The 25368-nt window shown below is 72.1% G+C and carries 20 protein-coding genes; 16 read left to right on the top strand and 4 right to left on the bottom strand.

Features of this window, described 5'->3' with window-relative positions; genetic code table 11:
• Positions 1 to 237: 237 nt before the first annotated feature.
• Positions 238 to 2307: a glycoside hydrolase gene (locus HJD23_RS07135; protein ID WP_171116830.1), complete on the bottom strand. Its 2070-nt coding sequence runs from the start codon at positions 2305 to 2307 to the stop codon at positions 238 to 240.
• Positions 2308 to 2575: 268 nt separating this feature from the next.
• On the opposite strand from HJD23_RS07135, the gene HJD23_RS07130 reads away from it, so the two are divergent.
• Positions 2576 to 3574, top strand: a complete 999-nt coding sequence (locus HJD23_RS07130; RefSeq protein WP_171119050.1) for a LacI family DNA-binding transcriptional regulator — start codon at positions 2576 to 2578, stop codon at positions 3572 to 3574.
• Between the two features lie 122 nt (positions 3575 to 3696).
• Here HJD23_RS07130 and HJD23_RS07125 read toward each other — a convergent pair whose 3' ends face one another.
• The gene (locus HJD23_RS07125) at positions 3697 to 3897 is read right to left on the bottom strand and encodes a hypothetical protein (RefSeq protein ID WP_171116828.1); all 201 of its coding nucleotides are present in this window, start codon (positions 3895 to 3897) and stop codon (positions 3697 to 3699) included.
• A gap of 171 nt (positions 3898 to 4068) precedes the next feature.
• Here HJD23_RS07125 and HJD23_RS07120 point away from each other — a divergent pair, with 171 nt between their 5' ends.
• The 6 genes from HJD23_RS07120 (at position 4069) to HJD23_RS07095 (ending at position 9695) form a co-directional block, all read left to right on the top strand.
• Positions 4069 to 5337 carry a histidine kinase gene (locus HJD23_RS07120; protein WP_171116826.1) on the top strand — a complete coding sequence of 423 codons (1269 nt, stop codon included), beginning with the start codon at positions 4069 to 4071 and terminating at the stop codon, positions 5335 to 5337.
• 240 nt (positions 5338 to 5577) lie between these two features.
• Positions 5578 to 6249: a response regulator transcription factor gene (locus tag HJD23_RS07115; RefSeq protein WP_171119048.1), complete on the top strand. Its 672-nt coding sequence runs from the start codon at positions 5578 to 5580 to the stop codon at positions 6247 to 6249.
• 157 nt (positions 6250 to 6406) lie between these two features.
• Positions 6407 to 6889, top strand: coding sequence for a VOC family protein (locus HJD23_RS07110; RefSeq protein WP_171116824.1), 483 nt, complete (start codon positions 6407 to 6409; stop codon positions 6887 to 6889).
• 12 nt (positions 6890 to 6901) lie between these two features.
• On the top strand, positions 6902 to 7258 hold the full coding sequence (locus HJD23_RS07105; RefSeq protein ID WP_171116822.1) for a YciI family protein: 357 nt from the start codon (positions 6902 to 6904) through the stop codon (positions 7256 to 7258).
• Entirely contained in the window at positions 7255 to 8523 is a 1269-nt protein-coding gene (locus HJD23_RS07100; protein ID WP_171116820.1) for a sigma-70 family RNA polymerase sigma factor, read from the top strand. The genes HJD23_RS07105 and HJD23_RS07100 overlap by 4 nt, the downstream gene beginning before the upstream one ends.
• On the top strand, positions 8511 to 9695 hold the full coding sequence (locus HJD23_RS07095) for a cytochrome P450 (protein ID WP_171116818.1): 1185 nt from the start codon (positions 8511 to 8513) through the stop codon (positions 9693 to 9695). Before HJD23_RS07100 ends, HJD23_RS07095 begins: the two co-directional genes overlap by 13 nt.
• Before the next feature lie 511 nt (positions 9696 to 10206).
• Here the strand turns inward: HJD23_RS07095 and HJD23_RS07090 are convergent.
• On the bottom strand, positions 10207 to 11229 hold the full coding sequence (locus HJD23_RS07090; RefSeq protein ID WP_171116816.1) for a Gfo/Idh/MocA family oxidoreductase: 1023 nt from the start codon (positions 11227 to 11229) through the stop codon (positions 10207 to 10209).
• Between the two features lie 130 nt (positions 11230 to 11359).
• Between HJD23_RS07090 and HJD23_RS07085 the strand changes: the two genes are divergently transcribed.
• From HJD23_RS07085 to HJD23_RS07050, 8 genes are all read left to right on the top strand, one after another.
• A complete protein-coding gene (locus HJD23_RS07085; protein ID WP_171119046.1) occupies positions 11360 to 12097 on the top strand; it encodes a GntR family transcriptional regulator in 738 nt (245 codons plus the stop codon).
• Between the two features lie 270 nt (positions 12098 to 12367).
• On the top strand, positions 12368 to 13339 hold the full coding sequence (locus HJD23_RS07080) for a sugar ABC transporter substrate-binding protein (protein WP_240980975.1): 972 nt from the start codon (positions 12368 to 12370) through the stop codon (positions 13337 to 13339).
• A complete protein-coding gene (locus HJD23_RS07075) occupies positions 13336 to 14364 on the top strand; it encodes an ABC transporter permease (protein ID WP_171116812.1) in 1029 nt (342 codons plus the stop codon). Before HJD23_RS07080 ends, HJD23_RS07075 begins: the two co-directional genes overlap by 4 nt.
• Positions 14361 to 15152 carry an ATP-binding cassette domain-containing protein gene (locus HJD23_RS07070; RefSeq protein WP_171116811.1) on the top strand — a complete coding sequence of 264 codons (792 nt, stop codon included), beginning with the start codon at positions 14361 to 14363 and terminating at the stop codon, positions 15150 to 15152. The genes HJD23_RS07075 and HJD23_RS07070 overlap by 4 nt, the downstream gene beginning before the upstream one ends.
• Positions 15153 to 15257: 105 nt before the next feature.
• Positions 15258 to 16403 carry an ROK family glucokinase gene (locus HJD23_RS07065; RefSeq protein WP_171116809.1) on the top strand — a complete coding sequence of 382 codons (1146 nt, stop codon included), beginning with the start codon at positions 15258 to 15260 and terminating at the stop codon, positions 16401 to 16403.
• Positions 16400 to 16993, top strand: coding sequence for a sugar kinase (locus HJD23_RS07060; RefSeq protein ID WP_171116807.1), 594 nt, complete (start codon positions 16400 to 16402; stop codon positions 16991 to 16993). The genes HJD23_RS07065 and HJD23_RS07060 overlap by 4 nt, the downstream gene beginning before the upstream one ends.
• 114 nt (positions 16994 to 17107) lie before the next feature.
• The gene (locus tag HJD23_RS07055) at positions 17108 to 19921 is read left to right on the top strand and encodes a DEAD/DEAH box helicase (RefSeq protein ID WP_232107566.1); all 2814 of its coding nucleotides are present in this window, start codon (positions 17108 to 17110) and stop codon (positions 19919 to 19921) included.
• A gap of 59 nt (positions 19922 to 19980) precedes the next feature.
• Positions 19981 to 22053 (top strand): SWIM zinc finger family protein, encoded by a 2073-nt coding sequence (locus HJD23_RS07050; protein WP_171119044.1) that lies wholly within the window; start codon positions 19981 to 19983, stop codon positions 22051 to 22053.
• Between the two features lie 82 nt (positions 22054 to 22135).
• Here HJD23_RS07050 and HJD23_RS07045 read toward each other — a convergent pair whose 3' ends face one another.
• Complete coding sequence (locus tag HJD23_RS07045) at positions 22136 to 23251, bottom strand: transaldolase family protein (RefSeq protein ID WP_171116803.1); 1116 nt, start codon at positions 23249 to 23251, stop codon at positions 22136 to 22138.
• A gap of 262 nt (positions 23252 to 23513) precedes the next feature.
• On the opposite strand from HJD23_RS07045, the gene asnB reads away from it, so the two are divergent.
• Positions 23514 to 25367, top strand: a complete 1854-nt coding sequence (gene asnB / locus HJD23_RS07040) for an asparagine synthase (glutamine-hydrolyzing) (protein ID WP_171116801.1) — start codon at positions 23514 to 23516, stop codon at positions 25365 to 25367.
• Position 25368 lies beyond the last annotated feature (1 nt).

Genomic DNA, 25368 nt, shown 5'->3' with positions numbered 1-25368 from the left:
CCCCACATGATCGGGCAGCCGGTGCGTCTACTACTGCCAGGGGTTCATGTGGTTGGTTCATCCCGAGGACCTCGCAGACGTCGAGACCGTGCCCCTGCACACGGTGCGCCGTGTCGACCGTCAGGTACTGCGGCACCAGCCGAATGACGCGACGCCCCGGCCCGGCCGCCGCGATGCGGCGGGAGGCGGGGGCGTCGCAGACGGACACCCGTGACGAGGTGCTACCGGGCTGACGCGCTACTCGGTCCGCGCACCCGCGTCGCCGGTCACGTCAGTCACCTTCCAGCGCTGGTTGGAGCCGGAGTTCGGCCACCACACCCCGACGGTGGCGCCGTCGCTCGTGGACTGGCCGAAGACGTCCGGGAGCTGGCCGGTGGCGGCGTTGACGAGGGTCCAGGTGCCGTCACCGGTCGTCGACATGATCCACTGAGCGGCGCGGTCGCGGCGGCCCTCATCGGGCTCGGCCACCAGGGCGCCGTCGCGGACGGCCAGGCGCTTTCCTTCCGCGGCCTCGGTGAACACGTACCGCTTCCGGTTGTCGGTGCCGCTGATCTGCTCCAGCCGCCAGTGCTGACCGCTGGGGTCGGCGGCGTCGGCGCTCTTGATGACGAGGCCGGTTCCGTTGTCGGCGATGGTGAGGTCCTTGCCGCTCTGGACGCCGGTCAGCCGGTAGGTGTGGCCTTTCTTCAGCTCGGCCGCGTCCTTGGCGACGCCGGACACTCCCTTGACGAGGAAGGAGGTCACGGACTGGGCCGGCACGGTGACGGTGGCCTGCTTGCCGGTGACCCGGACCGGCTTCTGGCGTGCGAGCTTGCCGTCGGCGCTGGTCACCACCGGGGTCACGGTGGCACGGGAGGAGACGCGGCCGAACTTCGACAGGTCGAGCGTGACGTCGCGGGCCTCGGTGGTGCTGTTGACGTGGACGACGGTCGCCGCGTCGCCCTTCTTGGAGAGCGCGGCGGTGCTGGAGGTGTCGTTCGTCTTGATCAGCCGGTCGCCGGGCTTGATGTAGTGGGTGAAGTTGCGGGCGGTGTCGAACTTGGTGTTGGTGCGGATCGGGCAGGTTTCCAGGGTGTCCTTCGACGTGCAGTTGAAGGGGATCTGGATCTCGCCCCAGTTGCCGCCCTTCGCGGACTCGCCGCCGGGCTTCATGTTGTCGTAGTCCTCGACGGGCTGCCAGAACACCCAGGCACGGGGCTCCAGTTCACGCAGGTCGTCGACGATGCGCTGGGCCAGACCGAGACCGGGCCGCATGTCCGTGAAGCTCTGGCCGTCGCCCCAGTCGCCCTCGACCTCGCTCATCCACAGCGGCTTGTCCGCGGCCTTGGCCAGGTCCCGCACGGTGGTGCGCTGGCCGGTGCCGTAGGTGTGGACGTTCATCTGGCCGACGAGGTCGCGGACCTCCTGGGGGTAGGAGTTCCAGTTCGTGGCGAAGGTGCCCGGGTTGGTCTCGTCCATCGCGGAGATGTCCGCGTCGGTCCGGGACTTCTCCAGGGCGGGGGCCAGCGCGCGGAGCACCTGCTGCTGGAGTTCGGGACCCATGTGGGCCCCTTCCTGACGGCCGCCGACCGGCTCGCCGTCCTCGCCGAGCCGCGTGCCCCAGTAGGGGGTGTTCGGCTCGTTGAACGGGTCCAGGGTGTCGACCTTGATCCCGTGCGCCTTCTCCAGCCGCTCGGTGGCGCCCACCAGGTACTCGGCGAAGTCCTCGACGGACTCGGTCTTGAGCTGGTCCTTGCTCGAGTCGAACCCACCGGAGACATAGCCGCTGACGGTCATGAACCACGGCGGCGAGTTGCTGAACGCCTCCCAGTGGGTGATGTCCTTCTTGATGCGGTCCACCCACCAGCGCTGCGTGGCGTCGGCGTTCTTGTTCCAGTCGGCGGGGTCGTCGGCGTCCCACCAGTCGACATCCTCGCGGGTGGTGCCCGCCGGGGCCTTCCACCAGCCCTCGACCGCTCCGCCGGGGCGCAGGTAGTCCTTGACGTCCGGGGCGTTGCCCCCGCCGATGTTGTATCGGGCGATGTTCAGGGCGAGGCCGTCGTCGCCGAAGAGGAGCTGGGCCAGCTTCTCCCGTATCTCGGGCGGGTAGTCGCCGGTGGCGTTGGCGAACCAGACCAGGCTGGTGCCCCAGCCCTCGAACCTCTGCTGCTGGTAGGAGGGGTCGGGCCGGACGGTGACCGAAGCCGCGGCAGCCGTCGTCTCGGCGTGCGCGGCGGGCAGTGAGGTGGTGGCCAGCACGGTTCCGGTCGCGAGGGCGGTGATGCCGATGGTGCCCAGGAGCCTTCTCTTGCGGGTGCGGTGTGCCATATCGAGTACTCCAACTCTTCTGCGTGCCGCGCGTCCCGGTTCGGTTCGATTCGGTTCGATTCGGGATGTTCTCGTATGGTTTCGGCAGCGAATGTTTACGTAAACATTCGCTCGCGCGATGTCTACACTGTCCGAATCGCGACGGTCAAGGAGTCGTTCCGGACCGAAAGTTGCGCAGCCGGGGAACGGAGGGGCCAGGGTGGACACGGCCAACGGTGAGGGAGCCCGTACGAGAAAACGCGCCGCCCGCCCCCGGCAGGGCGCCTCCATGGCCGACGTCGCCCGGCTCGCCGGCGTCTCCTCCCAGACGGTCTCCCGTGTCTCCAACGGCTTCCCCGGAGTGACCGAGGAGACCCGTCGGCAGGTCCTGGCCGCGATGCGGGAGTTGGGCTACCGACCCAACAGCGCGGCACGGGCGCTCCGGCGCGGCGAGTTCCGCACCCTCGGCGTGATCACCTTCTCCCTCTCCACCATGGGGAACATCCGCACCCTGGAGGCGATCGCCACCTCCGCCGCCCAACACGGTTACGCCGTCACGCTCCTGCCCGTCGCCGTTCCCACCCAGGACGAGGTGAACGGTGCCTTCTCCCGGCTGGGCGAACTCGCCGTGGACGCCGTCATCGTCATCATGGAGATCCACCTGCTCGACGCGGCGACCGTCTCACTGCCGCCCGGCGTCCAGGTGGTGGTGGCCGACTCGGACGCCGGCGACCGCTACACCGTGGTCGACACCGACCAGGCGGGCGGAGCCCGTGACGCCGTACGACATCTGCTGGACCTCGGCCACGACACGGTGTGGCACCTGGCCGGTCCCGAGGACTCCTTCGCCGCCCAGCGCCGTGCCAACGCGTGGCGTGGCACCCTCACCGAGGCGGGCCGCGTTCCGCCGCCCTTGGTGCGCGGCGACTGGTCGGCCGAATCCGGTTACCGGGCCGGTCTCCGGCTGGCCGACCGGCCGGACTGCACGGCGGTGTTCGCCGCCAACGACCAGATGGCGCTGGGCCTGCTGCGCGCCCTGCACGAACGCGGCCGCAGGGTTCCCGACGACGTCAGCGTCGTCGGCTTCGACGACATCTCGGAGGCGGCGTCCTTCCTGCCTCCCCTCACCACCATCCACCAGGACTTCGCCGAGGTGGGACGGCTCTGCGTCGAGAAGGTCCTCAGCAAGATGCGGCAGGCGGGACCTCATGGGACGGAACACGGTACGACGCTCGTCCCGACCCGACTCGTACTGCGCCACAGCACGGCACCGCCGCCCGCACGCTAGCCATGGCGAGGGAGGTCGGTCATGCCGAGGCCGCCGGTTCCCCAGGCGATCAGTGTCGGCGGGCGATGCTCGCGCGGCCACGCCTCCCGAGTCTGCGCCTCCCGAGTCTGCGCTTCCCGGGTTCAGCCGGGCCGTCGGCTCTCGGCGGCGGCGAACAGCGCGAACGCCAGCACGACCAGGGCGACGCTCGCGTAGATCTCGTATCCGTCGAGGAAACCGACCCGCTGAACGAGGCCGATGTGCCAGTCGGTGAACTCGTGCACCAGGCCCATGACGCCCTGCACGAGGGCGATCAGTCCGAGGAACTCCAGCAACTGCTTCATGGGGACGACCCTCGCCCCGCAGACCCCCCGCACGCATCGGCCGCGGGGCGAGGCCCGGCCTACCGAAGTCGGTGATCTTCGCCCCGTGACCGCGCCGAAAGTAGCCGGTGCGCCGACTTTGGTCGGCGATCCCGCGCGCGGGGCGGTGGCACGGTCCGGTCCTGCGTAGATTTGTCGACCGTGAAAAGTGACAGGACGGCGCAGACGGCGTCGGCGTTCGAGGGGCGCCGGTGGCTCTTCCCGTCGGCCCTGATCCACGCGCTCGACCCCGATGCCGGACGGCCAGGCCGACGGCCCCGGCGCACCGCGCGCGACTGGCTCGTCGACTTCTGCTGCTTCTTCGTGGCCATCTTCGTCGGCCTGCTGGCCGCGGACTCCATAACCCCGGAGAACACGCCGCGTGCCCTCCTGGTCGTCGACCAGTGGCTCGGCGCGCTGTCCTGCGCCGCGGTGTGGCTGCGCCGCCGCTGGCCGGTCGGGCTCGCGATCGCGATGATCCCGGTCGGCTTCATCTCCAACACCGCGGGCGGCGTCGGCCTGGTCGCACTCTTCACCCTCGCGGTGCACCGGCCCTTCCGGTACGTGGCCTGGATCGGCGGCATCTCCACCGCCCTGATCCCGCTCTTCTTCTGGCTGCGTCCGGAACCCGACCTGCCGTACCCGGTGGCCGTCGCGTTCACCGTGCTGCTCGGCGTCTGCGTCATCGGCTGGGGCATGCTCGTCCGGTCCAAACGGCAGCTGGTGTTCAGCCTGCGCGACCGCGCCCAGCGCGCCGAGACGGAGGCCCATCTGCGCGCCGAGCAGGCGCAGCGGCTCGCGCGCGAGGCGATCGCCCGGGAGATGCACGACGTGCTGGCCCACCGGCTGACCCTGCTGAGCGTGCACGCCGGCGCGCTGGAGTTCCGGCCGGACGCGCCCCGCGAGGAGGTCGCGCGGGCCGCCGGTGTCATCCGGGAGAGCGCGCACGAGGCCTTGCAGGACCTGCGGGAGATCATCGGCGTTCTGCGGGCGGGCGAGCCCGATGACGCGGGCCGCCCCCAGCCGACGCTCGCCGCCCTCGACGCGCTGGTCGCCGAGTCCCGCGAGGCCGGTACCAAGGTCACCCTCGACCTGCGGGTCACCGACCCGGCCGCCGTCCCCGCCTCCATCGGCCGCACCGCCTACCGCATCGCCCAGGAGGGCCTGACCAACGCCCGCAAGCACGCCCCCGGCACCGAGGTCACGGTGTCGGTGACCGGCGCGCCGGGCGAGGGCCTCACCATCAGCGTGCACAACCCCGCCCCCGACGGCGACGTCCCGCACGTCCCCGGCTCCGGGCAGGGCCTGATCGGACTGACCGAGCGCGCGACGCTGGCCGGGGGACGGCTGGAGCACGGGGCACGGCCGGACGGCGGCTTCGAGGTGCGGGCCTGGCTGCCGTGGGGGACGCCCGGCCCGTGAGCGATCACATACCCTCCCATGTCGCTGCCGAGGGGGCAGTTGAGCAGTGCGTGGCGGTGGCGATGGGCCGACGGTGGTGCGGCCATCAGGAGCGCGTTCCGGGAAGGACGGGAAGGACTCCTGTACGTCGAGGACGTGGACGCCGTCGTCGCCCGGGCCGTGGAGCGCGGCGCGATGCTCCGGCGGCCGCCCCAGGACCAGTTCTACGGCGACCGGCACAACCGTGATTACGTGAGGGCCATGACTGCGATCAGAGTGCTTCTCGTCGACGACGACCCCCTGGTGCGGGCCGGGCTGTCCTTCATGATGGGCGGCGCCGACGACATCCGGATCGTCGGCGAGGCCGCCGACGGCGGCGAGGTGGAGACGCTCGTCGACCGCACGCGCCCGGACGTCGTCCTGATGGACATCCGGATGCCGACGGTCGACGGCCTCACCGCGACCGAGCGGCTGCGCGCCCGCCCGGACGCCCCTCAGGTCGTGGTGCTGACCACCTTCCACGCCGACGAACAGGTGCTGCGGGCGCTGCGCGCGGGCGCCGCCGGGTTCGTCCTCAAGGACACGCCGCCCGCCGAGATCCTCGACGCCGTGCGCCGGGTCGCCGCCGGTGACCCGGTGCTGTCGCCCACCGTCACCCGCCGGCTGATGGAGCACGCGGCCGGCACCGCCGCCGACACCCGGCGCGCCCGCGCGCGGGAGCGCATCGCCGCCCTCAATGACCGCGAACGCGAGGTTGCCGTCGCGGTCGGCCGGGGCCTGGCCAACGCCGAGATCGCGACGGAGCTGTTCATGAGCGTGGCCACCGTCAAGACCCACGTCTCCCGCATCCTCGCCAAGCTCGACCTCAACAACCGCGTGCAGATCGCGCTGCTGGCGTACGACGCGGGACTCCTCGAAGGAGACGGGGACTAGCGTCGGGCTAGCGTTCCGGGGAGCTTCCGCCTCGAAGGAGACAGGCCCTGGCGTTCCGGCGAGAAACTTCCTCGGTGAGGTGTCGTATCGGGGCGTACGCCGGACGTCTTACTGGTGAGAGGGCATGAAGCCCGTCGACCCAGTGGAGGCACACGCCATGACAACCAAGCCGAAACCGATCCCGGACGCATACCGTCGCGTCACCCCCTGTCTCATCGTCCAGGGCGCGGCGAAGGCCCTCGACTTCTACGCCGAGGTGTTCGGGGCGACCGAGCGCATGCGCTTCCCGGGCCCGGGCGGGACCGTCGCGCACGCCGAGCTGCAGATCGGGGACTCGGTCGTCATCGTCGAGGACGAGTCGCCGGAGCGGGGCACCAAGGCACCGCCGCTCGGCGGCCTGACCGGCTCGCCCGTGTTCCTGTTCCTGTACGTCGAGGACGTGGACGCCGTCGTCGCCCGGGCCGTGGAGCGCGGCGCGACGCTCCAGCGGCCGCCCCAGGACCAGTTCTACGGCGACCGGGACGGCTACATCGTGGACCCCTTCGGGCATGGATGGGTGGTCGCGACGCACGTGGAGGACGTGGCGCCGGACGAGATGGCACGACGGCTGGCCGACCTGCACAGCGGGGCCGAGGGCTAGGAGGTGGAGCGCATGAAGTACGTGCTGATGTTCGTGGAGACCGAGCAGTTCGCCGACGAGCTGCGGGCGATGGGACCTGCCGAACGGGAACGGGCGTTCGCCCGGGTCCACGAGTGGTGGGAGGCCCACGCAGGCAGGATCACGGGCGGCCAGAAGCTCCAGCCCGCGGAAACCGCGACGACGGTGCGGCTGGAGGGCGGCGATCCGGTCGTCGTCGACGGTCCTTTCGTGGAGGGCAAGGAGGTGATCAGCGGCTACGTGGAGATCGACGTCGCCGATCTCGACGAGGCGCTTCGCATCGCCAAGTCCTGGCCGGGCTGCCCGGTCGTGGAGATCCGCCCGGTGGACGTCAGCACACCGGTCGGATGACTCGGGCGCCGCACGACCGGCTGGCCCGCGAGGTGCGAGAGCACGCGGGCCGGCTGGCGGCCGCGCTCGTGCAGGTGACCGGGGACTTCGCGACGGCGGAGGATCTCGTCCAGGACGCCGTGCTGGCCGCCCTCCGGCACTGGCCGGTGGACGGCATCCCCGAACGGCCGGACGCCTGGCTGTTCACCGTCGCCCGGCGGCGCGGCCTGGACCTGCTGCGCCGCGAGAGCAGGTTCCGGACCAAGGTGGAGCAGCTGAAGCCACTGGAAGAGCTCCAGTGGCCGGTCCAGCCCGAACCGGACGCACGACTGCGGCTGATCTTCACCTGCTGCCATCCGGCCCTGTCCCAGCAGGCGCAGATCGCGCTCACCCTGCGCGTGGTCTGCGGGCTGACCACCGCCCAGATCGCCCGGGCGTTCCTCGTACGGGAGTCCACCGTGGCCCAGCGGATCACCCGCGCCAAGCGGAAGATCACGGATGCGGGCATCCCGTACCGCGTCCCCGACTCCGACGAGCTGGGCGCCCGCCTGTCCGGCGTCCTCGCGGTCATCTACCTGTTGTTCAACGAGGGCTACCTGTCCACCGCCGAGCGGGCGCAGTCACACGACCTCGTCGACGACGCCGAATGGCTGGCGACCCTGCTCCACCAGCTCATGCCGGCCGAGCCCGAGGTCGCGGGGCTGCTCGCACTGATCCGGCTGCACCGCGCCCGTACGGCCACCCGCTTCGACCCTGACGGCGGACTGGTGCTGCTCCAGCACCAGGACCGGTCCCTGTGGGACCGGGAGGCGATCGACGAGGCCACACGGCTGCTGACCCGCGCGGCGAAGATACGACGCCCGGGGCCGTACCAGCTCCAGGCCGCGATCGTCGCCTGTCACGCCGAGGCCGAACGCTGGGAGGACACCGACTGGCAGCAGATCGTGATCCTTTACGACATGCTGCTGCACCTCGCGCCGTCCCCCGTCACCCGCCTGCACCGGGCCATCGCCCTGCGCTACGTCTCGGGCCCGCGGGCCGCGCTCACCGAGGTGGACCGCCTCGCGGCCGAGCTGGACCGCTACCACCTCTTCCACGCCACCCGCGCCGAACTCCTGCGTGCGCTCGGCCACCCCGACCAGGCCCGGGACGCCGACCGGCGGGCCCTCGAACTGACTGCCAACCCCGCGGAACAGGCCGTCCTGCAGGAGCGGATTGCCTGGAACCAGGCGGCGGCGTCGTCCGTTGTCGCGGTGACGGGAGGGGGAGCGACATGGCGGAAGTGATCGACCTGGGGGAGATGGGTGCGGATTTCCTGACGGATCCGCACCCGGTGTACGAGCAGCTGCGCGCCCGCGGTCCGGTCCACCGGGTGCGGTTGCCGAGGCCTGAGGCGCATCGCGAGGCCTGGCTCGTGGTGGGGTACGAGGAGGCGCGCGTCGCGCTCGCCGACCCACGGCTGTCCAAGGACGGTGCCGGGATCGGGGTGACGTTCCTCGACGAGGAGCTGATCGGGAAGTATCTGCTGGCCGCCGACCCGCCCCAGCACACGCGGCTGCGCGGCCTGGTCTCACGCGCGTTCACCGCCCGCAGGGTGGAGGCGCTGCGGCCCAGAATCCAGCAGATCGCCGACGAACTGCTGGACGCGATGCTCCCGCACGGCCGCGCCGACCTGGTGGAGTCGTTCTCGTACCCGCTGCCCATCACCGTCATCTGCGAACTGCTGGGTGTCCCCGAGCTGGACCGGGCCGCGTTCCGCGCGATGTCGACGGAGGTCGTCGCCCCCACCGACGGCGACCGGGAGTACGAGGCCGTGGTGCGGCTCGGCGAGTACCTCACCGAGCTGATCGAGGACAAGCGCTGCGCCGGACCGGCCGACGACCTGCTCAGCGACCTGATCCGCACCACCGCCGAGGACGGCGACCGCCTCTCCCCGACGGAGCTGCGCGGCATGGCGTACATCCTGCTGATCGCCGGCCATGAGACGACCGTCAACCTCCTCACCAACGGCGTGTACGCCCTGCTCACCCACCCCGGCCAACTCGCCGCGCTGCGCGCCGACATGAGCCTGCTCGACGGCGCGATAGAGGAGATGCTGCGCTACGAGGGCCCGGTGGAGACGGCGACGTTCCGGTATGCCGCCGAGCCGTTGGAGATCGCGGGCACCCCCGTCGAGAAGGGCGAGACGGTGCTGGTCGGCCTCACCGCGGCCGACCACGACGAGGCCCGCTATCCGGACCCGCACCGCTTCGACATACGCCGCGACCCACGCGCCCACCTCGCCTTCGGCCATGGCATCCACTACTGCCTGGGCGCCCCCCTGGCCCGCCTCGAAGCCCGCATCGCGCTACGGACCCTACTGGACCGCGCCCCGGGCCTGACCCTGGACGGCCCACCCGGCCCATATCTGCCGGGAATGCTGATGCGGGGGATGCGCAGCTTGCCGGTGCGCTGGTAGCGCCGATGGCGGCGGGGGCGCGGCTTGCCGGTTGCTCGCTGCGGGTGGGTGGACCGTGGGGGGCGGCTCGTCGGTTGCTCGCCGCGGGTCGTTGCCAGTGGCGGTCGCAGCTCGTCGGTTGCTCACTGCGCCACGGCAGCCCGTGAGCGGTCGCGGCTCGGCGCTCGCCCGCCGTGCTGGTAGCGCTTGGTGGCCCGCGCCCTGTTGGCGGGGGACTGCCGCGTCGGCTGCACGCGGCGGCCTGCTGCCCTGTCAGCAAGCGATGGCCTGCCGCGCCTGGCGCCCCCCGGCCGGCCGCCGCCCTGTCAACGCACGGTGGCCCTGCGCGCCCGCAGCCGCCCACGGCGGTCTGCCGCCCCGCAGCCGTACGCCCCCGCGGCCCGCCGACCTGCAAGCGCACGGTGGGTGCCCTTCGCGTCAGTGGCACGCGGCGGCCCGCGCCCTGTCGGCCCGCAGCAACCGCACGCCCCCGGCCCCTACCGCAGCACGGGCTCCGCCCGCCCGCCCGTTTCTAGCGCAGCACCGGCTCCGCCCCGCCCGGGATCTCCGCGAGCCGGACGGGTCTGTGCTCACGGCGGGACAGTTCGCAGGCCTCGGCGATCCGTAGCGCCTGCAGCGCCTCGCGGCCGTCGCACGGGTTGGCCCGCTCGCCGCGCACCACCTCGACGAAGGCGTTCAGCTCGGTCTCGTAGGCGGGCCCGAACCGCTCCAGGAAGGTGGTCCACGGCTTGCTGGCGGCCGGCGGCCCGGTCGGCTCGGTGGACGCGATCGGCGTACGGTCGTCCAGGCCGACCACGACCTGGTCCAGTTCCCCGGCGAGCTCCATGCGTACGTCGTAGCCCGCGCCGTTCAGCCGCGTCGCGGTGGCCGTCGCCAGGGTGCCGTCGTCGAGGGTGAGCACCACGGCCGCGGTGTCGACGTCCCCGGCCTCGCGGAACATCGCGGGACCGGCGTCGGACCCCGCGGCGTACACCTCCGTCACCTCGTGCCCGGTCACCCAGCGCACTACGTCGAAGTCGTGGATCAGCGTGTCCCGGTACAGCCCGCCGGACAGCGGCAGATACGCCACCGGCGGCGGCGCCTGGTCGGATGTCACCGCCCGCACGGTGTGCAGCCGGCCGAGCCGCCCGGAGCGGACCGCCTCGCGGGCGCCCGTGTAGCCCGCGTCGAAGCGGCGCTGGAAGCCCATCTGGAGGATCGTTCCGGCCGTCTCCACCTCGGCGATCGCGTGCAGCGAGCCGGGCAGGTCGAGCGCGATCGGCTTCTCGCAGAACACCGGCAGCCCCGAGCGCGCTGCCCGGCCGATCAGATCGGCGTGCGCCGAGGTCGCCGTCGTGATCACCACCGCGTCCACGCCCCACCGGAAGATCTCGTCCACACCCGGCGCGGCCGTCTCCCCCAGCCGGTGCGCCAGCTCCTGCGCCCGCACGGGGTCCGCGTCCGTGAGGATCAGGGAGCCCACGTCACGGTGGCGGCTGAGCGTGTTCGCATGAATGGTGCCGATACGGCCCGTACCGATGACCCCGATGCGCATGAGAACAAAGTGGGGCTCGACTCACCACACTGTCAATGTTTATGTCCGGACAATCGGACTTCACGACTTCCCGTCAACCCGTCACAGAGCTACGCTCAGGCCCGTGCCGAAACCAGACGTGGACCCGACCGTGCAGCTCGACCTCAGCGTGGACCGGAGCTCGCCCGTGCCGTTGTACTTCCAGCTGTCGCAGCAGCTGGAGGCCGCCATCGAGCACGGCGCACTCACGCCCGGCAGCCTGCTGGGCAACGAGATCGAGCTCGCCGCCCGGCTCGGCCTGTCCCGCCCCACGGTCCGCCAGGCCATCCAGTCCCTGGTCGACAAGGGCCTGCTGGTCCGCCGCCGGGGCGTCGGCACCCAGGTCGTGCACAGCCAGGTCAAGCGCCCGCTGGAGCTGAGCAGCCTCTACGACGACCTGGAGGCGGCCGGGCAGCGTCCGGCCACGAAGGTCCTGGTCAACACCGTCGTCCCGGCGTCCGCCGAGGTGGCGGCGGCGCTCGGAGTGGCCGAGGACAGCGACGTACACCGCGTCGAACGGCTGCGGCTGGCGCACGGCGAGCCGATGGCGTACCTGTGCAACTTCCTGCCCACCGGCCTGATCGAACTGGACACCGAGCAGTTGGAGGCCACCGGCCTGTACCGGCTGATGCGGGCCGCCGGGATCACCCTGCACAGCGCCCGCCAGTCCATCGGCGCCCGGGCCGCCACGGCCGCCGAGGCCGAGCGGCTCGGCGAGAGCGAGGGCGCCCCGCTGCTGACCATGCAGCGCACGACGTTCGACGACACCGGCCGCGCGGTCGAGTACGGCACGCACACCTACCGTCCGACGCGTTACTCCTTCGAGTTCCAGCTGCTCGTACGGCCCTGAGAGCCATGTGAGCCCTGAGAGCCCTGAGAGCGTGTGAGCCCTGACGGCCCTGACAGCCGCCCTGCCCCGCCGGCGTGATTCGTCGCAATGTCCGGACAATGCGACCGAGTCGCGCTCCCCGGTCGCGGCCCGCGTGATCCCTGTGTTCGATACTGGGGCGTTTGGGGTCGGTGGGATGACCGGCCCCTTGCGTACCGGAGAACACAGCAAGAAGGGCACGGCCTCGTGGCACGGTTTGGGACCGGGTTTCGGACCTGGGTAGGCATCGCGGTGGCAGGGGCGCTGTGCGCGTCCCTCGCGGGGTGCAGCAGCACCGGCGGCAAACGCGCCGAGGACGCCCGCAAGGCCGCGGCCGCGCAGGGGAAGGCGGCGGTGAACACCCCCCGCTGGACCTTCGCCATGGTCACCCACTCGGGCGATGGCGACACCTTCTGGGACATCGTCCAGAGCGGCGCGGAGCAGGCCGCCGTGAAGGACAACATCAACTTCCTGTACTCCCACGACGACGAGGCGCAGCAGCAGGCGCAGCTGGTGGACGCGGCCGTCGACAAGAAGGTCGACGGCATCATCGTCACCCTCGCCAAGCCGGACGCGCTGAAGGCCGCCGTGGCCCGTGCGGTCAGGGCGGGCATCCCGGTGATCACCGTGAACTCGGGCTCCGCGGAGTCCAAGGAGTTCGGCGCGCTCACCCACATCGGCCAGGACGAGACCATCGCCGGCCAGGCCGTCGGCGCGGAGCTGAACAAGCGCGGCAAGAAGAAGGCGCTGTGCATCCTGCACGAGCAGGGCAACGTCGGCCACGAGCAGCGCTGCGCCGGTCTGAAGGAGACCTTCGAGGGCACCGTGCAGAACCTCTACGTCACCGGCACCAACATGCCCGACGTGCAGTCCACCATCGAGGCCAAGCTCCAGTCCGACAGCTCGGTCGACGCCGTCGTCACCCTCGGCGCCCCGTACGCCGACACCGCCGTCAAGGCCAAGCAGAGTGCCGGCAGCGAGGCCGAGATCGACACCTTCGACCTGAACGCCAAGGTGGCCGCCGGACTGCGGGACGGCACCCTCGGCTTCGCCGTCGACCAGCAGCCCTACCTCCAGGGCTACGAGGCGGTCGACCTGCTGTGGCTGTACAAGTACAACGCCGACGCCCTCGGCGGCGGCGAGCCGGTGCTCACCGGCCCGCAGATCATCACCAAGGACCAGGCGGGCGCGCTGGCCGCGTACACCGAGCGGGGCACCCGATGACCGCGATCACTGACGAAAGGATTCTGCACACCTCTCCGCTGCGGAAGCTGCTCAGCCGCCCGGAACTGGGCTCGGTCGTCGGCGCCGCCGCCGTCTTCCTCTTCTTCGCCCTGGCCGCCGACAGCTTCCTGAAGGCGCCGAGCCTGAGCACGGTCCTCTACGCGTCCTCGACGATCGGCATCATGGCGGTCCCGGTGGCGCTGCTGATGATCGGCGGCGAGTTCGACCTGTCCGCGGGCGTCATGGTGACGTCGTCCGCGTTGATCTCGTCGATGTTCAGCTACCAGATGACCGCCAACGTCTGGGTCGGCGTCGGCGTCTCCCTGCTCGCCACGCTCGCCATCGGCGCGTTCAACGGCTTCGTGCTCACCCGCACCAAGCTGCCGAGCTTCATCGTCACCCTCGGCACCTTCCTGATGCTGACCGGCATGAACCTCGGCCTCACCAAACTGATCTCCGACACGGTCTCCACCAAGACCATCGCCGACATGGAGGGCTTCCCCGCCGCACACGACGTCTTCGCCGCCACGCTGACCCTCGGCGGCGTCGACTTCAAGATCACGATCCTGTGGTGGTTCGCCCTGGTCGCCCTCGCCAGCTGGATCCTGCTGCGCACCCGCGCCGGCAACTGGATCTTCGCCGTCGGCGGCAACCAGGACGCGGCCCGCGCGGTCGGCGTACCGGTCACCAAGACGAAGATCGGCCTCTACATGGGGGTGGCGTTCGGCGCCTGGATCTCCGGCCAGCACCTGCTCTTCAGCTACGACGTCGTCCAGTCCGGCGAGGGCGTCGGCAACGAGCTGATCTACATCATCGCCGCCGTCATCGGCGGCTGCCTGATCACCGGCGGCTACGGCAGCGCGGTCGGCTCGGCGGTCGGCGCGTTCATCTTCGGCATGACCAGCAAGGGCATCGTCTTCGCCGAGTGGAACCCCGACTGGTTCAAGTTCTTCCTCGGAGCGATGCTGCTCCTCGCGACCCTGCTCAACGCCTGGGTCCGCAAGCGCGCGGAGGCGACCAAGTGACGCAAGCGGTGGGACGTACGGCACTCGTGGAGCTGTCCGACGTCGGCAAGCACTACGGCAATGTCCGCGCCCTCGAAGGCGTCTCCCTCCAGGTGCACGCCGGGGAGATCACCTGCGTGCTCGGCGACAACGGCGCCGGCAAGTCGACCCTGATCAAGATCATCGCCGGACTGCACCAGCACGACGGCGGCACCTTGCGCATCGACGGCGAGGAGACCCGCCTCGGTTCCCCGCGCGAGGCCCTGGACCGCGGTGTCGCCACCGTCTACCAGGACCTGGCCGTCGTATCGCTGATGCCGGTCTGGCGCAACTTCTTCCTCGGCTCGGAGCCCCGCAAGGGCGTCGGCCCCTTCAAGCGCATGGACGTCGACTTCATGCGCCGCACCACCCACTCCGAACTGCTGCGCATGGGCATCGACCTGCGCGACGTCGACCAGCCCATCGGCACCCTCTCCGGCGGCGAGCGCCAGTGCGTGGCGATCGCCCGGGCCGTCCACTTCGGCGCCAAGGTCCTCGTCCTGGACGAGCCGACGGCGGCGCTCGGAGTGAAGCAGTCCGGGGTTGTCCTGAAGTATGTGGCGGCGGCACGGGACCAGGGCCTGGGTGTTGTCTTGATCACCCACAACCCGCATCACGCGTACATGGTGGGGGACAGGTTCGTACTGCTGCGGAGGGGAAGCATGGTCGGGAACCACCTACGGGACGACATCACGCTGGACGAACTGACGGAGCAGATGGCAGGCGGGAGCGACCTCGCTGATCTACGCCATGAACTGCAGCGTGGTTAGGGGCGCGGGGAACTGCGCGAGCACCCACAACGGTGCCGCACCCGGCACAGAACCGGATCCACGCGGTTCGGCACCCCGCACCCCCGTGAGGCAGAATCGGCGGCGATGAGCACCTACGGCACCTTCAACGCCCCCATCGGATCCCGGCGCGCCCCCGCACTGAAAACCATCGGCACCCGGGAACGCCGCTCACACCTGACCGCCCCCCGCGTGCCCACCGTCGGCATCGACATCGGCGGGACGAAGGTGATGGCGGGCGTCGTGGACGCCGACGGCAACATCCTGGAGAAGCTCCGCACGGAGACCCCGGACAAGTCCAAGAGCCCCAGGGTCGTCGAGGACACCATCGTCGAACTGGTCCTGGACCTGTCCGACCGGCACGACGTGCACGCGGTCGGCATCGGCGCGGCCGGCTGGGTCGACGCCGACCGCAACCGCGTCCTGTTCGCCCCCCACCTGTCCTGGCGGAACGAGCCGCTGCGCGACCGCCTCGCCAGCCGCCTCTCGGTCCCGGTCCTGGTTGACAACGACGCCAACACCGCCGCCTGGGCCGAGTGGCGCTTCGGCGCCGGCCGCGGCGAGGACCACCTCGTCATGATCACGCTCGGTACCGGCATCGGCGGCGCGATCCTGGAGGACGGCCAGGTCAAGCGCGGCAAGTACGGCGTCGCCGGCGAGTTCGGTCATATGCAGGTCGTGCCCGGCGGCCACCGCTGCCCGTGCGGCAACCGCGGCTGCTGGGAGCAGTACAGCTCCGGGAACGCGCTGGTCAGGGAGGCGCGTGAGCTGGCCGCGGCCGACTCCCCGGTGGCGTACGGGATCATCGAGCACGTCAAGGGCAGCATCGGCGACATCACCGGCCCGATGATCACCGAGCTGGCCCGCGACGGCGACGCGATGTGCATCGAACTGCTCCAGGACATCGGCCAGTGGCTCGGCGTCGGCATCGCCAACCTCGCCGCCGCCCTCGACCCGTCCTGCTTCGTGATCGGCGGCGGGGTCTCGGCCGCCGACGACCTGCTCATCGGGCCCGCCCGGGACGCCTTCAAGCGGCACCTCACCGGCCGCGGCTACCGCCCCGAGGCCCGCATCGTGCGCGCCCAGCTCGGCCCCGAGGCCGGCATGGTCGGCGCCGCCGACCTCGCCCGGCTGGTCGCGCGTCGCTTCCGGCGCGCCAAACGGCGCAGGGTGGAGCGGTACGAACGCTACGAGCGGTACGCGCAGGCCCGCCGCAGCCAGGAGTCGCTGTGACGAGTTCGCTGCCGACCCAGGCCGGTCCGGCCGACGAGCCGCAGGTGCCGGCCGAGGACCGCCGCCATGTGATCCGCCGCAGGGCGCTCACCCTGGTGATCATCGTGCTGCTCATCGGCATCCCCGCCGGATACCTGGTGATCTCCGCCAACCAGAGCCGCAACAGCGGCAAGGACAAGGAGGAGAAGTACTCGGCGCGGGGGCTGACCAAGGGCTGGCCGTCGAAGGTGCAGCGGCGGCTGTACCAGGTGCCGATACCGCGTCCGTCCAGCAGGGTCGCCTGGTACGAGACGAACAACTGGAAGACCAGCCGGTTGTACGTGCAGTTCCAGACCACGCACGCCGGGCTGGACGCCTTCCTCAAGCAGGTGGGCGTCAGCCGGAGCGAGCTGACGAAGGGCGACGTCACGATCGGCTCGCGCGACCAGCAGGTCACCGGCTGGAGGTTCTCGGGCCCCGGCGCCCGGCAAGGCGCGAACTGGGGCCTGGTCCACGAGCAGAGGAACCCCAGGCCGACGCACGACATCGTGGTGAACACGGGCAGTCCGAAGTATCCGATGGTGTACGTCGTCTCGCGCCTGGTTCCCTGACCGGTCCGGTTGCCACCGGTCCCTCGCGGTCAGGCCGCCGGGGCCGATTGTCAGACCCCGCCCGTAGAGTCGAAGACGACTGATCCGATGTGCGGGCGGGAGGTGACAGGACGTATGGGTGGATCCATGCCACCGGGGCTGGCGGCTGTCTTCCTTCCGGCACCCGTGCCCCGTGAGGGACGGGTGGCCTTCTGGGACCCGGACGGCGGCGGTACGTCGACAGCGCCCGGCCTCGCGTCCACGCCCCTGACCGTCGTACGACCCCATGGGTCCGGCGTCCGCCGCAAGGAGATCCCGGCGCTGACCCTGCCGGTCGGCGAGGCCCTGCCGTCGCTCGTCCGGGCCCGGCACGATCCGGCCGCCCACCCCGCCACGGCCTGCTGGGGCGCGGCGGCCCTGCACGCGCTGCGGCTCGCCGCGCGGGGACGCCTGCTGCCCGGGCTGACGCCCACCGGGCACGACGCCTGGCGGGCCGGGCCCCTCGACCCCGACGACATCGCCCACCTGCGTGCGGTGGCCGCCGCGCTGCCCTACGAGGGGCATGCGGTGCCGCTGCCCGGGCCGGGACCGCTGCGGCTGCCCGAGCCGGAGGCCCTGATGCGGGCCTTCCTCGACGCGGTCGCGGACACCCTGCCACGCACCCCCGCCGCCGAGCACGCCTGCGGCAAGCCCTTCGCGGCCCACGCACCACAGCGCCTGCCCGCCGCCCACGACTGGGCGGCGGAGATCGCCGCCGGGATGGACGCGGGCGTGCGGATCTCGCTGCGCCTGGACCTGTCGGCGCACGACCTGTTCGACGTGGGCGAGGACGGCGACCGGGTACGCCGGGCGGGCGCCGCCATCGTGCAGGTGCACAGCCTCGCTGACCCGACACTCGTCGTGGACGCGGCGGCGCTGTGGACGGGGGACGCGGACGGCGACTTCGGCCCCCGCGCGCGGGTGGACGCCGCGCTCGCCGTCCGGCGCGCGGCGCGCGTCTGGGCGCCGCTGGACCGGCTCGCCGAGCAGGACGTCCCCGATGTGCTCGCCCTGTCCGAGCCGGAGCTGGGTGACCTGCTGGGCGCGGCGGCCGCCCGGCTCGCGGCGGCGGGCGTCGCCGTGCACTGGCCCCGCGACCTGGCACGGGACCTGACGGCGGCCGCGGTGGTACGGCCCGCGCCGGGCTCGGCGACCGACGGCACCGGCTTCTTCGAGAGCGAGGAACTGCTGCAGTTCCGCTGGCAGTTGGCGCTCGGCGGGGAGCCACTCAGCGAGGCCGAGATGGACGCGCTCGCCGAGGCCCACCGCCCCGTCGTCCGGTTGCGCGACCAGTGGGTCCTGGTCGACCCGGCGCTCGTCCGCAAGGCCCGCAAGCGCGAACTGGGCCTGCTCGACCCGGTGGACGCGCTGTCCGCCGCGCTCACCGGCACCGCGGAGGTCGACGGCGAGCAGGTGGAGGCGGTGCCGGTCGGTGCGCTGGCCGCCCTGCGCGACCGCCTCACCGCCGGGGTACGGCCCGCCGAACCGCCCGCCGGGCTCCGTGCCACCCTCCGTGACTACCAACTCCGGGGCCTGGCCTGGCTCGACCTGATGACCTCGCTCGGCCTCGGCGGCTGCCTCGCCGACGACATGGGACTCGGCAAGACGGTCACCGTCATCGCCCTCCACCTCAAACGGGCCCGCACCGAACCCACCTTGGTGGTCTGCCCGGCCTCCCTGCTGGGCAACTGGCAGCGGGAGATCGAGCGGTTCGCGCCCGGCGTCCCCGTCCGCCGCCACCACGGCACGGAACGCACCCTGGACGACCTCGACGGCGGCTTCGTCCTCACCACGTACGGCACGATGCGGTCGGCGGCGGCCACGCTGGCCCGGCAGAAGTGGGGCATGGTCGTCGCCGACGAGGCGCAGCACGTCAAGAACCCCTACTCGGCGACGGCGAAGGCCCTGCGCACCATCCCGACGCCCGCGCGCGTCGCCCTGACCGGCACCCCCGTCGAGAACAACCTCTCCGAGCTGTGGGCCCTGCTGGACTGGACGACGCCCGGCCTGCTCGGCCCCCTGAAGTCCTTCCGCGCCCGGCACGCGCGCGCGGTGGAGACCGGCGAGGACGAGGAGGCGGTGACCCGGCTCTCCCGCCTGGTGCGCCCGTTCCTGCTGCGCCGCAAGAAGTCCGACCCCGGTATCGTCCCCGAGCTGCCACCCAAGACCGAGACCGACCACCCGGTGCCGCTCACCCGCGAACAGGCCGCGCTGTACGAGGCGGTGGTGCGGGAGTCCATGCTCACCATCGAGACGGCGGAGGGCATGGCGCGCCGCGGCCTGGTGCTCAAGCTGCTGACCTCGCTGAAGCAGATCTGCAACCACCCGGCGCTGTACCTGAAGGAGGAGCACAGCCCGTACGGCGGTGACCGGCTCGCCGCCCGCTCCGGCAAACTCGCCCTGCTGGACGAGCTGCTGGACACACTGCTCGCGGAGGACGGCTCGGCGCTGGTCTTCACGCAGTACGTCGGCATGGCCCGCCTGATCACCTCCCACCTGACCGCCCGCGCCGTCCCGGTGGACCTGCTGCACGGCGGCACACCCGTGCCGGAGCGCGAACGCATGGTGGACCGCTTCCAGGGCGGCGCCACCCCGGTCCTCGTCCTGTCCCTCAAGGCTGCCGGCACCGGCCTCAACCTCACCCGCGCGGGCCACGTCGTCCACTTCGACCGCTGGTGGAACCCAGCGGTGGAGGAACAGGCCACCGACCGCGCCTATCGCATCGGCCAGACCCAGCCCGTCCAGGTCCACCGCCTGATCACCGAGGGCACGGTGGAGGACCGCATCGCGGAGATGCTGGAGTCCAAGCGGGCCCTGGCCGACGCGATCCTCGGCTCCGGGGAGGCGGCCCTGACGGAGCTGACGGACCGTGAGCTGTCCGACCTCGTGTCGCTGCGGAGGGCGTCGTGACGGGGGAGCGGGGGCGGTCCTGGGCGTGGGGCGAGGACAAGGTGCCCGATGACGGGCGGATGCTGGACGCGGCGGAGGCCCGGGAGGCCGCGGGCCCGCACGACGTGGCGGAGGAGCTCGAAGAGGCGGCACAGGCACGCCCCGCTGATCTGGCGCGCCGGGCTCTGTGGGCTGCTCGGGAGCGGGGAAGCCGGGAGGCTGAAGGGGGCGGAGACGATACGCCGCCGCCGGGCGCCCGACGCTCTGGACCCGCTTCCGGCTCCCGGCCGGACAGGCCGGCGAGCCCCAAGCCCCGGCCCGGCGACGCCGCCAGGGCTGCGCTGGGGCGGGCGGTGTCGAACCGGCGAGGTGTCGCTGAGGACGCCGAGGGCTCCAGGGCGGCTGACGCACTGAGGGGCGGATCGGACCGGGAGTCCGGTGAGTCCTCGGACGCGGCTGCGGCCGAAGCGTCCACCCGCCCCTCCGACATCGCGCGCGACGCGTTGCGCGCGGCCCGGAGCGAGCGGGAGGCCGAGGCCCGTCAAGCACGGGAGGACATCGGGACGACGGGCGTGGAGCCGGAGCCCCGGTCGGCGCACCGACGCGCTCGACCCGCACCGAGCCCGTCGCACCGAGCCCCGCAGGCCCGCCCCGCCGACCGGATCCGACGCCCCCGGGACCTCGGGGAGGTGCTCGCATCGGCGTTCAAGCCACCGACCCCGGCGGCCGCGACGCAGGAGCCCGTCGACGACGTACACCGAGCTATCTCGCCCACCCGGCCCGCGAGGCAGGAGCCCGTCGACGACGTACACCGAGCCGGCTCACCCACCCGACCCCCTGACGCCCCCTCGGAGGCCACCGCCGCAACCCCCCGCGCCCCCCGCTCCATGGCCTCCCCCCACCGCGACAGCGACCTGCGCCGCACCTTCCCCGCCTTCCCGCCCCGCCCCTCGGACGACGACGCGCCCTTCGCCGAGACCTGGTGGGGCAACGCCTGGATCACCGCGTTGGAGCAGGGCGCGCTGGACGTCAAGCGGCTGGCGCGCGGACGTGGTTACGCCCAGCAGGGCCATGTGGACGCCATCACGGTGACCCCGGGCCTCGTCCTGGCCTACGTCCGCGGCAGCCGCCCCCGGCCGTACCGCGTGCAGGTGCGGCTGCGCACGCTGGACGACGCGGACTGGGAGCGGTTCCTGGACGCCGCCGCCGACCGGCCCGGCCATATCGCCGCGCTGCTCGACAAGGAGATGCCCCAGTCACTCGCGGACGGCGACGTCCCGCTGCTGCCCGGCCCCGGCGACCTCGACCCGCACTGCAGCTGCCCCGACCGCGGCCACCCCTGCAAGCACGCCGCCGCCCTCTGCTACCAGACCGCGCGCCTGCTCGACGCCGACCCCTTCGTGCTGCTCCTGCTGCGCGGCCGGGGCGAACGCGAGCTGCTCGACGCCCTCTCCCGCCGCAACGCCACCCGCGCGGCCCGCGCCGCCCAGGATCGGGAACCGGCCCCGCTGCCGGGCGTCCGGGCCACCGACGCCCTGGCCGCACGTGAATTCCCCCCTCTGCCACGTCCGTTGCCCGCCCCACCGCACCCCGAGCAGCCCCCGGTCTACCCCGCCGCCCCGGGCGGCCCGGACCCGTTCGCGCTGGACCAGCTGGCCACCGACGCCGCCGCCCGCGCCCGCGCCCTGCTCGTCACCGGCCGCGACCCGGTGGCGGAGCTGACGCTGTGGCAGGACGCGGTACGGCTCGCGGCGGCCCGCCCCGGCTCCGGCCTCACCGCGGGCACGCGGGCCCTGTACTCCTCGCTCGCCTCCGCCGTCGGCCGTACCCCGGCGGAGCTGGCGCGCGCGGTCGCCGCCTGGCGCCAGGGCGGCCTCGACGGACTGGCTGTGCTCGAAGAACCCTGGGACCCACCGGCCGGCCGCTTCGACCGCGCCCGCCCCCTCCTCCTCGCCGCCGACCTCCCCGCCTTCCGCCCCTGGCGCAACCGCCTCACCCACCCGAACGGCCACATCCAGCTCCGCCTGGGCCGCGACGCCCTGTGGTTCGCCTACGAGTCCGAACCGGGCCAGGACGACTGGTGGCCCCGAGGCACCCCCGACCCGGACCCGGTCGGCGCGCTCACCGGCATCGACGCCACCGACGAATTGTGAGCGGAGGCAGTCCTGGACCACGGTTCCGCACATGTCAGGCGCGGGAGCGTCCTCCTCCGACGGTGCACCTCCGACGGCCGTGTCACGCGGGGTCCCTCGCAGTTCCGGCGACCTCGGTCGCGTCGGTGACCTGCTCCGAACCGCGCCACAGGGCGTGCCAGAGCCTTGCTCGCCAGGCCAGCCAGGCATCTTCGAGCTCCGCCGCCAGCACCTCGTACGAGAGGCCGAACGCGTACAGCGCCTCCAGGTCCTGGCGGGCCGTGATGTGCCGCCCCGACAGAGCGTCGCCGATGAGGGCGGAGCCATGCGTGAGGGACGGCAAGGTGGTGCGGGGCAGGGCGTGGACCACGCCCCAGGCGATGAGGTGGTCCGTGTACGAGGGCCGGTCCGGCGGTTCGAGGGACGTCCAGACCAGGTGGGGCAGATGGGCGCCGTGCGCGGCGAGGGCCTGCCAGCGGGGGCCGCTCATGGCCTGTTCGTGGCGGTGGTAGACGAGGCGGGCGTGGGCCCGGGCCGCCTCGCCCGTCGGATAGCGGGACGCGTCCAGACCGCGCTCGCGCAGCCGACGGTCCACCAGCTGGTCGATCGGGGCGATGGGGAGCGAGACGGCGGTACAGATGCGGCGCAGCGGGCGGCCCGCCCGACGCGCCTGTTCCAGGCCGGTGCAGAGCGCGGCGAAGACCTGCTCGTAGCGCGCCGCGCTGAACACCGGGGAGATGTCGACGCCGATGCCGTCGGCGACCAGGGAGCCCACCAGGTCCAGGTTGCGGGCCGTGCCCGGCACCTTCAGGAGCAGGTTGGGACGGTCGACGGCCCACCACGTCGCCCGTACCTGTTCGCCCAGCGACATGTCCGGCGCGTCCGGCGGGAGATCGGCCGAGACCAGGCCCATGCGGCCGCCGCTCGCCTCGTGCAGCGGGAGCAGCACGTCGCACGCCGCCCGCGCGGCCACCGTCGACAGCCGCCGGTGTGCCCGGAGCGGGCCGGCCTCGGGCCCGCGCAGCGCCGCCGGCCGCGCGCAGCCGTCGGCCGCCAGCACGTCGTCGACGGTCCAGGTCAGCCCGGACAGATCCCACGCCGCCACCAGGCGCGCCAACTCGCCGACGGTGTCGGGGCGGTGGAACCCGCGCAGCCAGACGGCGACCCCCTCGGCGCGCAGCCGTTTGAGGTGTCGGCCGGTCGTGTCGCCGGCGTTCATCGAATGGTCTTCCTCCCCTTCCCCCGTGAACACCGTCAATCCACCACGAAGTCGGTACGCCGCTCATCCCGCGGATCGTGAAGGGCCACCGTAGGCGGACGCGGCGGACCGGGTGCAGGTGAAGGCCGCCACTTCGTCAGGTTCGCGGCCCACCGGCCCGGTGCGGACCCCGGGACCTGACGAGGTAACCATCGCCGTGTGGTCCGGGGTCGGCGCCGCGCACATGCTGCCCACGGACCCTAGTGAAAGGAACCGATTGACGATGTGCGGTCTCGCGGGATGGGTGAGTCTGCGACGCGATCTCACCCGGCACACCGACATCGCGTCCGCCATGACGCGCACCATGGAGTGCCGGGGCCCGGACGCGCACGGGCTGTGGGCCTCCGCACACGCGCTCCTCGGGCACCAGCGGCTCAGCATCATCGACCTGGAGGGCGGCCAGCAGCCGATGAGCGCCACCCCCGGTGTGCCGGACGCGCCGGTCGTCACCTACACCGGGGAGATCTACAACTTCCGTGAGCTACGAGCCGAGCTGGAACGCCTCGGGCACCGGTTCCGCACCGCAAGCGACACCGAGGTCCTGCTGCACGGCTACCTGGAATGGGGCGAGGAGTTCGCCGAACGGCTCAACGGCATGTACGCCTTCGCCCTGTGGGACCCGCGCACCGAGCAACTCCTGCTGGTCCGTGACCGGATGGGCGTCAAGCCGCTCTACTACTTCCGCACCGACGACGGCATCCTCTTCGGCTCCGAGCCCAAGGCCGTTCTCAGTCACCCGGAGGCCGAGGCCGTCGTCGACGCCGACGGGCTGCGGGAGATGTTCGGCATCGTCAAGACGCCCGGGCACGCCGTCTACCGCGGCCTGCGCGAAGTGCGCCCGGCGACCGTCGTGCGCTTCGACAAGGACGGGCTGAGCGAACGCGAGTACTGGCGGCTGACCGCGCGCGAGCACACCGACGACCTGCCCACCACGATCAACCATGTGCGTGAGCTGCTGGAGGACATCGTCGAACGGCAGCTCGTCGCCGACGTCACCGTCGGCACGCTGCTCTCCGGCGGCCTCGACTCCAGCGCCGTCACCGCGCTCGCCGCCCGCGCCCTCGCCGCCCAGGGCGAACGCCGGCCACTGCGCGCCTTCTCCGTCGACTTCACCGGGCACGACGAGCGCTTCGAGGCCAACGTCCAGTGGGAGGACCCCGACACCCCCTTCGCGATCGAGGTGGCCCGGCACGTCGGCGCCGAGCACGTCGTCGTCGAACTCGACAGCGACGACGTACTCGACCCGGACGTACGGGCCAGGGTGCTGCACGCGCAGGACCTCCCGGTGTCCACCGGTGACATGGAGTACTCGCTGTACCTGCTGTGCCGCGCCCTGAGGGAGCGGATGACCGTCGCCCTGTCCGGGGAGGCGGCGGACGAACTCTTCGGCGGATACACCTGGTTCCACGACAAGGAGGCCGTCGAGGCGGACACCTTCCCGTGGCACCACCCCTTCGAGAAGGCGGGCGGCATCGGAGCCCTGCGCGACGTCGGCATCTGGGACCGGCTCGGGCTGGGCGAGTACATCAAGCAGCGCTACGCCGAGGCCCTCGCCGAAGTCCCGCGACTCGCCGGGGAGCAGGGCCACGAGGCGCGGATGCGCGAGATCAGCTACCTCAACATCACCCGCTGGGAGAACTTCCTACTCGACCGCAAGGACCGGATGAGCATGGCCGTCAGCCTGGAGGTGCGCGTCCCGTTCACCGACCACCGGCTCGTCGACTACGTCTTCAACGTCCCCTGGGCCATGAAGAACCACGACGGCCGCGAGAAGAGCCTGCTGCGCGCCGCGATGCGCGGGATCCTCCCCGACTCCGTCCTGGACCGCAAGAAGAACCCGTACCCCTCGACCCAGGACGTGACCTACGAACTGGCCCTGCGCGCCATGGTGGAGGGCCTGCTCACCGAAGGCTCCCCGGTGCTGCAGCTCGTCTCCGGCGACGCCGTCCGCAAGCTGCTCGACCGGCCCGTCGGCGCGTACGCCATGGGTGGGCCGTGGAGCGCCCGTGCGGTCCTGGAGCGGCTCCTGGAGTTCGACGCCTGGGTCAGGCGGTACGGCGTGAAGGTGGAGCTGTGAC

The sequence above is a fragment of the Streptomyces sp. Z423-1 genome (assembly GCF_013009255.1).
Classification (GTDB): Bacteria; Actinomycetota; Actinomycetes; order Streptomycetales; family Streptomycetaceae; genus Streptomyces; species Streptomyces gossypiisoli.
The sequence above is the reverse complement of the archived record's forward strand: the minus strand, read 5'-3'. Positions and strand labels throughout refer to the sequence as shown.

What these genes read in the sequence shown, in the direction of transcription:
- HJD23_RS07075 (WP_171116812.1), top strand. Translation starts at nt 13,336, where the DNA reads ATGACCGCGATCACTGACGAAAGGATTCTGCACACCTCTCCGCTGCGG.
- HJD23_RS07110 (WP_171116824.1), top strand. Translation starts at nt 6,407, where the DNA reads ATGACAACCAAGCCGAAACCGATCCCGGACGCATACCGTCGCGTCACC.
- HJD23_RS07115 (WP_171119048.1), top strand. Translation starts at nt 5,578, where the DNA reads ATGACTGCGATCAGAGTGCTTCTCGTCGACGACGACCCCCTGGTGCGG.
- HJD23_RS07065 (WP_171116809.1), top strand. Translation starts at nt 15,258, where the DNA reads ATGAGCACCTACGGCACCTTCAACGCCCCCATCGGATCCCGGCGCGCC.
- HJD23_RS07045 (WP_171116803.1), bottom strand. Translation starts at nt 23,251, where the DNA reads ATGAACGCCGGCGACACGACCGGCCGACACCTCAAACGGCTGCGCGCC.
- HJD23_RS07130 (WP_171119050.1), top strand. Translation starts at nt 2,576, where the DNA reads ATGGCCGACGTCGCCCGGCTCGCCGGCGTCTCCTCCCAGACGGTCTCC.
- HJD23_RS07135 (WP_171116830.1), bottom strand. Translation starts at nt 2,307, where the DNA reads ATGGCACACCGCACCCGCAAGAGAAGGCTCCTGGGCACCATCGGCATC.
- HJD23_RS07055 (WP_232107566.1), top strand. Translation starts at nt 17,108, where the DNA reads ATGGGTGGATCCATGCCACCGGGGCTGGCGGCTGTCTTCCTTCCGGCA.
- HJD23_RS07095 (WP_171116818.1), top strand. Translation starts at nt 8,511, where the DNA reads ATGGCGGAAGTGATCGACCTGGGGGAGATGGGTGCGGATTTCCTGACG.
- HJD23_RS07090 (WP_171116816.1), bottom strand. Translation starts at nt 11,229, where the DNA reads ATGCGCATCGGGGTCATCGGTACGGGCCGTATCGGCACCATTCATGCG.
- HJD23_RS07050 (WP_171119044.1), top strand. Translation starts at nt 19,981, where the DNA reads ATGCTGGACGCGGCGGAGGCCCGGGAGGCCGCGGGCCCGCACGACGTG.
- asnB (WP_171116801.1), top strand. Translation starts at nt 23,514, where the DNA reads ATGTGCGGTCTCGCGGGATGGGTGAGTCTGCGACGCGATCTCACCCGG.
- HJD23_RS07100 (WP_171116820.1), top strand. Translation starts at nt 7,255, where the DNA reads ATGACTCGGGCGCCGCACGACCGGCTGGCCCGCGAGGTGCGAGAGCAC.
- HJD23_RS07125 (WP_171116828.1), bottom strand. Translation starts at nt 3,897, where the DNA reads ATGAAGCAGTTGCTGGAGTTCCTCGGACTGATCGCCCTCGTGCAGGGC.
- HJD23_RS07105 (WP_171116822.1), top strand. Translation starts at nt 6,902, where the DNA reads ATGAAGTACGTGCTGATGTTCGTGGAGACCGAGCAGTTCGCCGACGAG.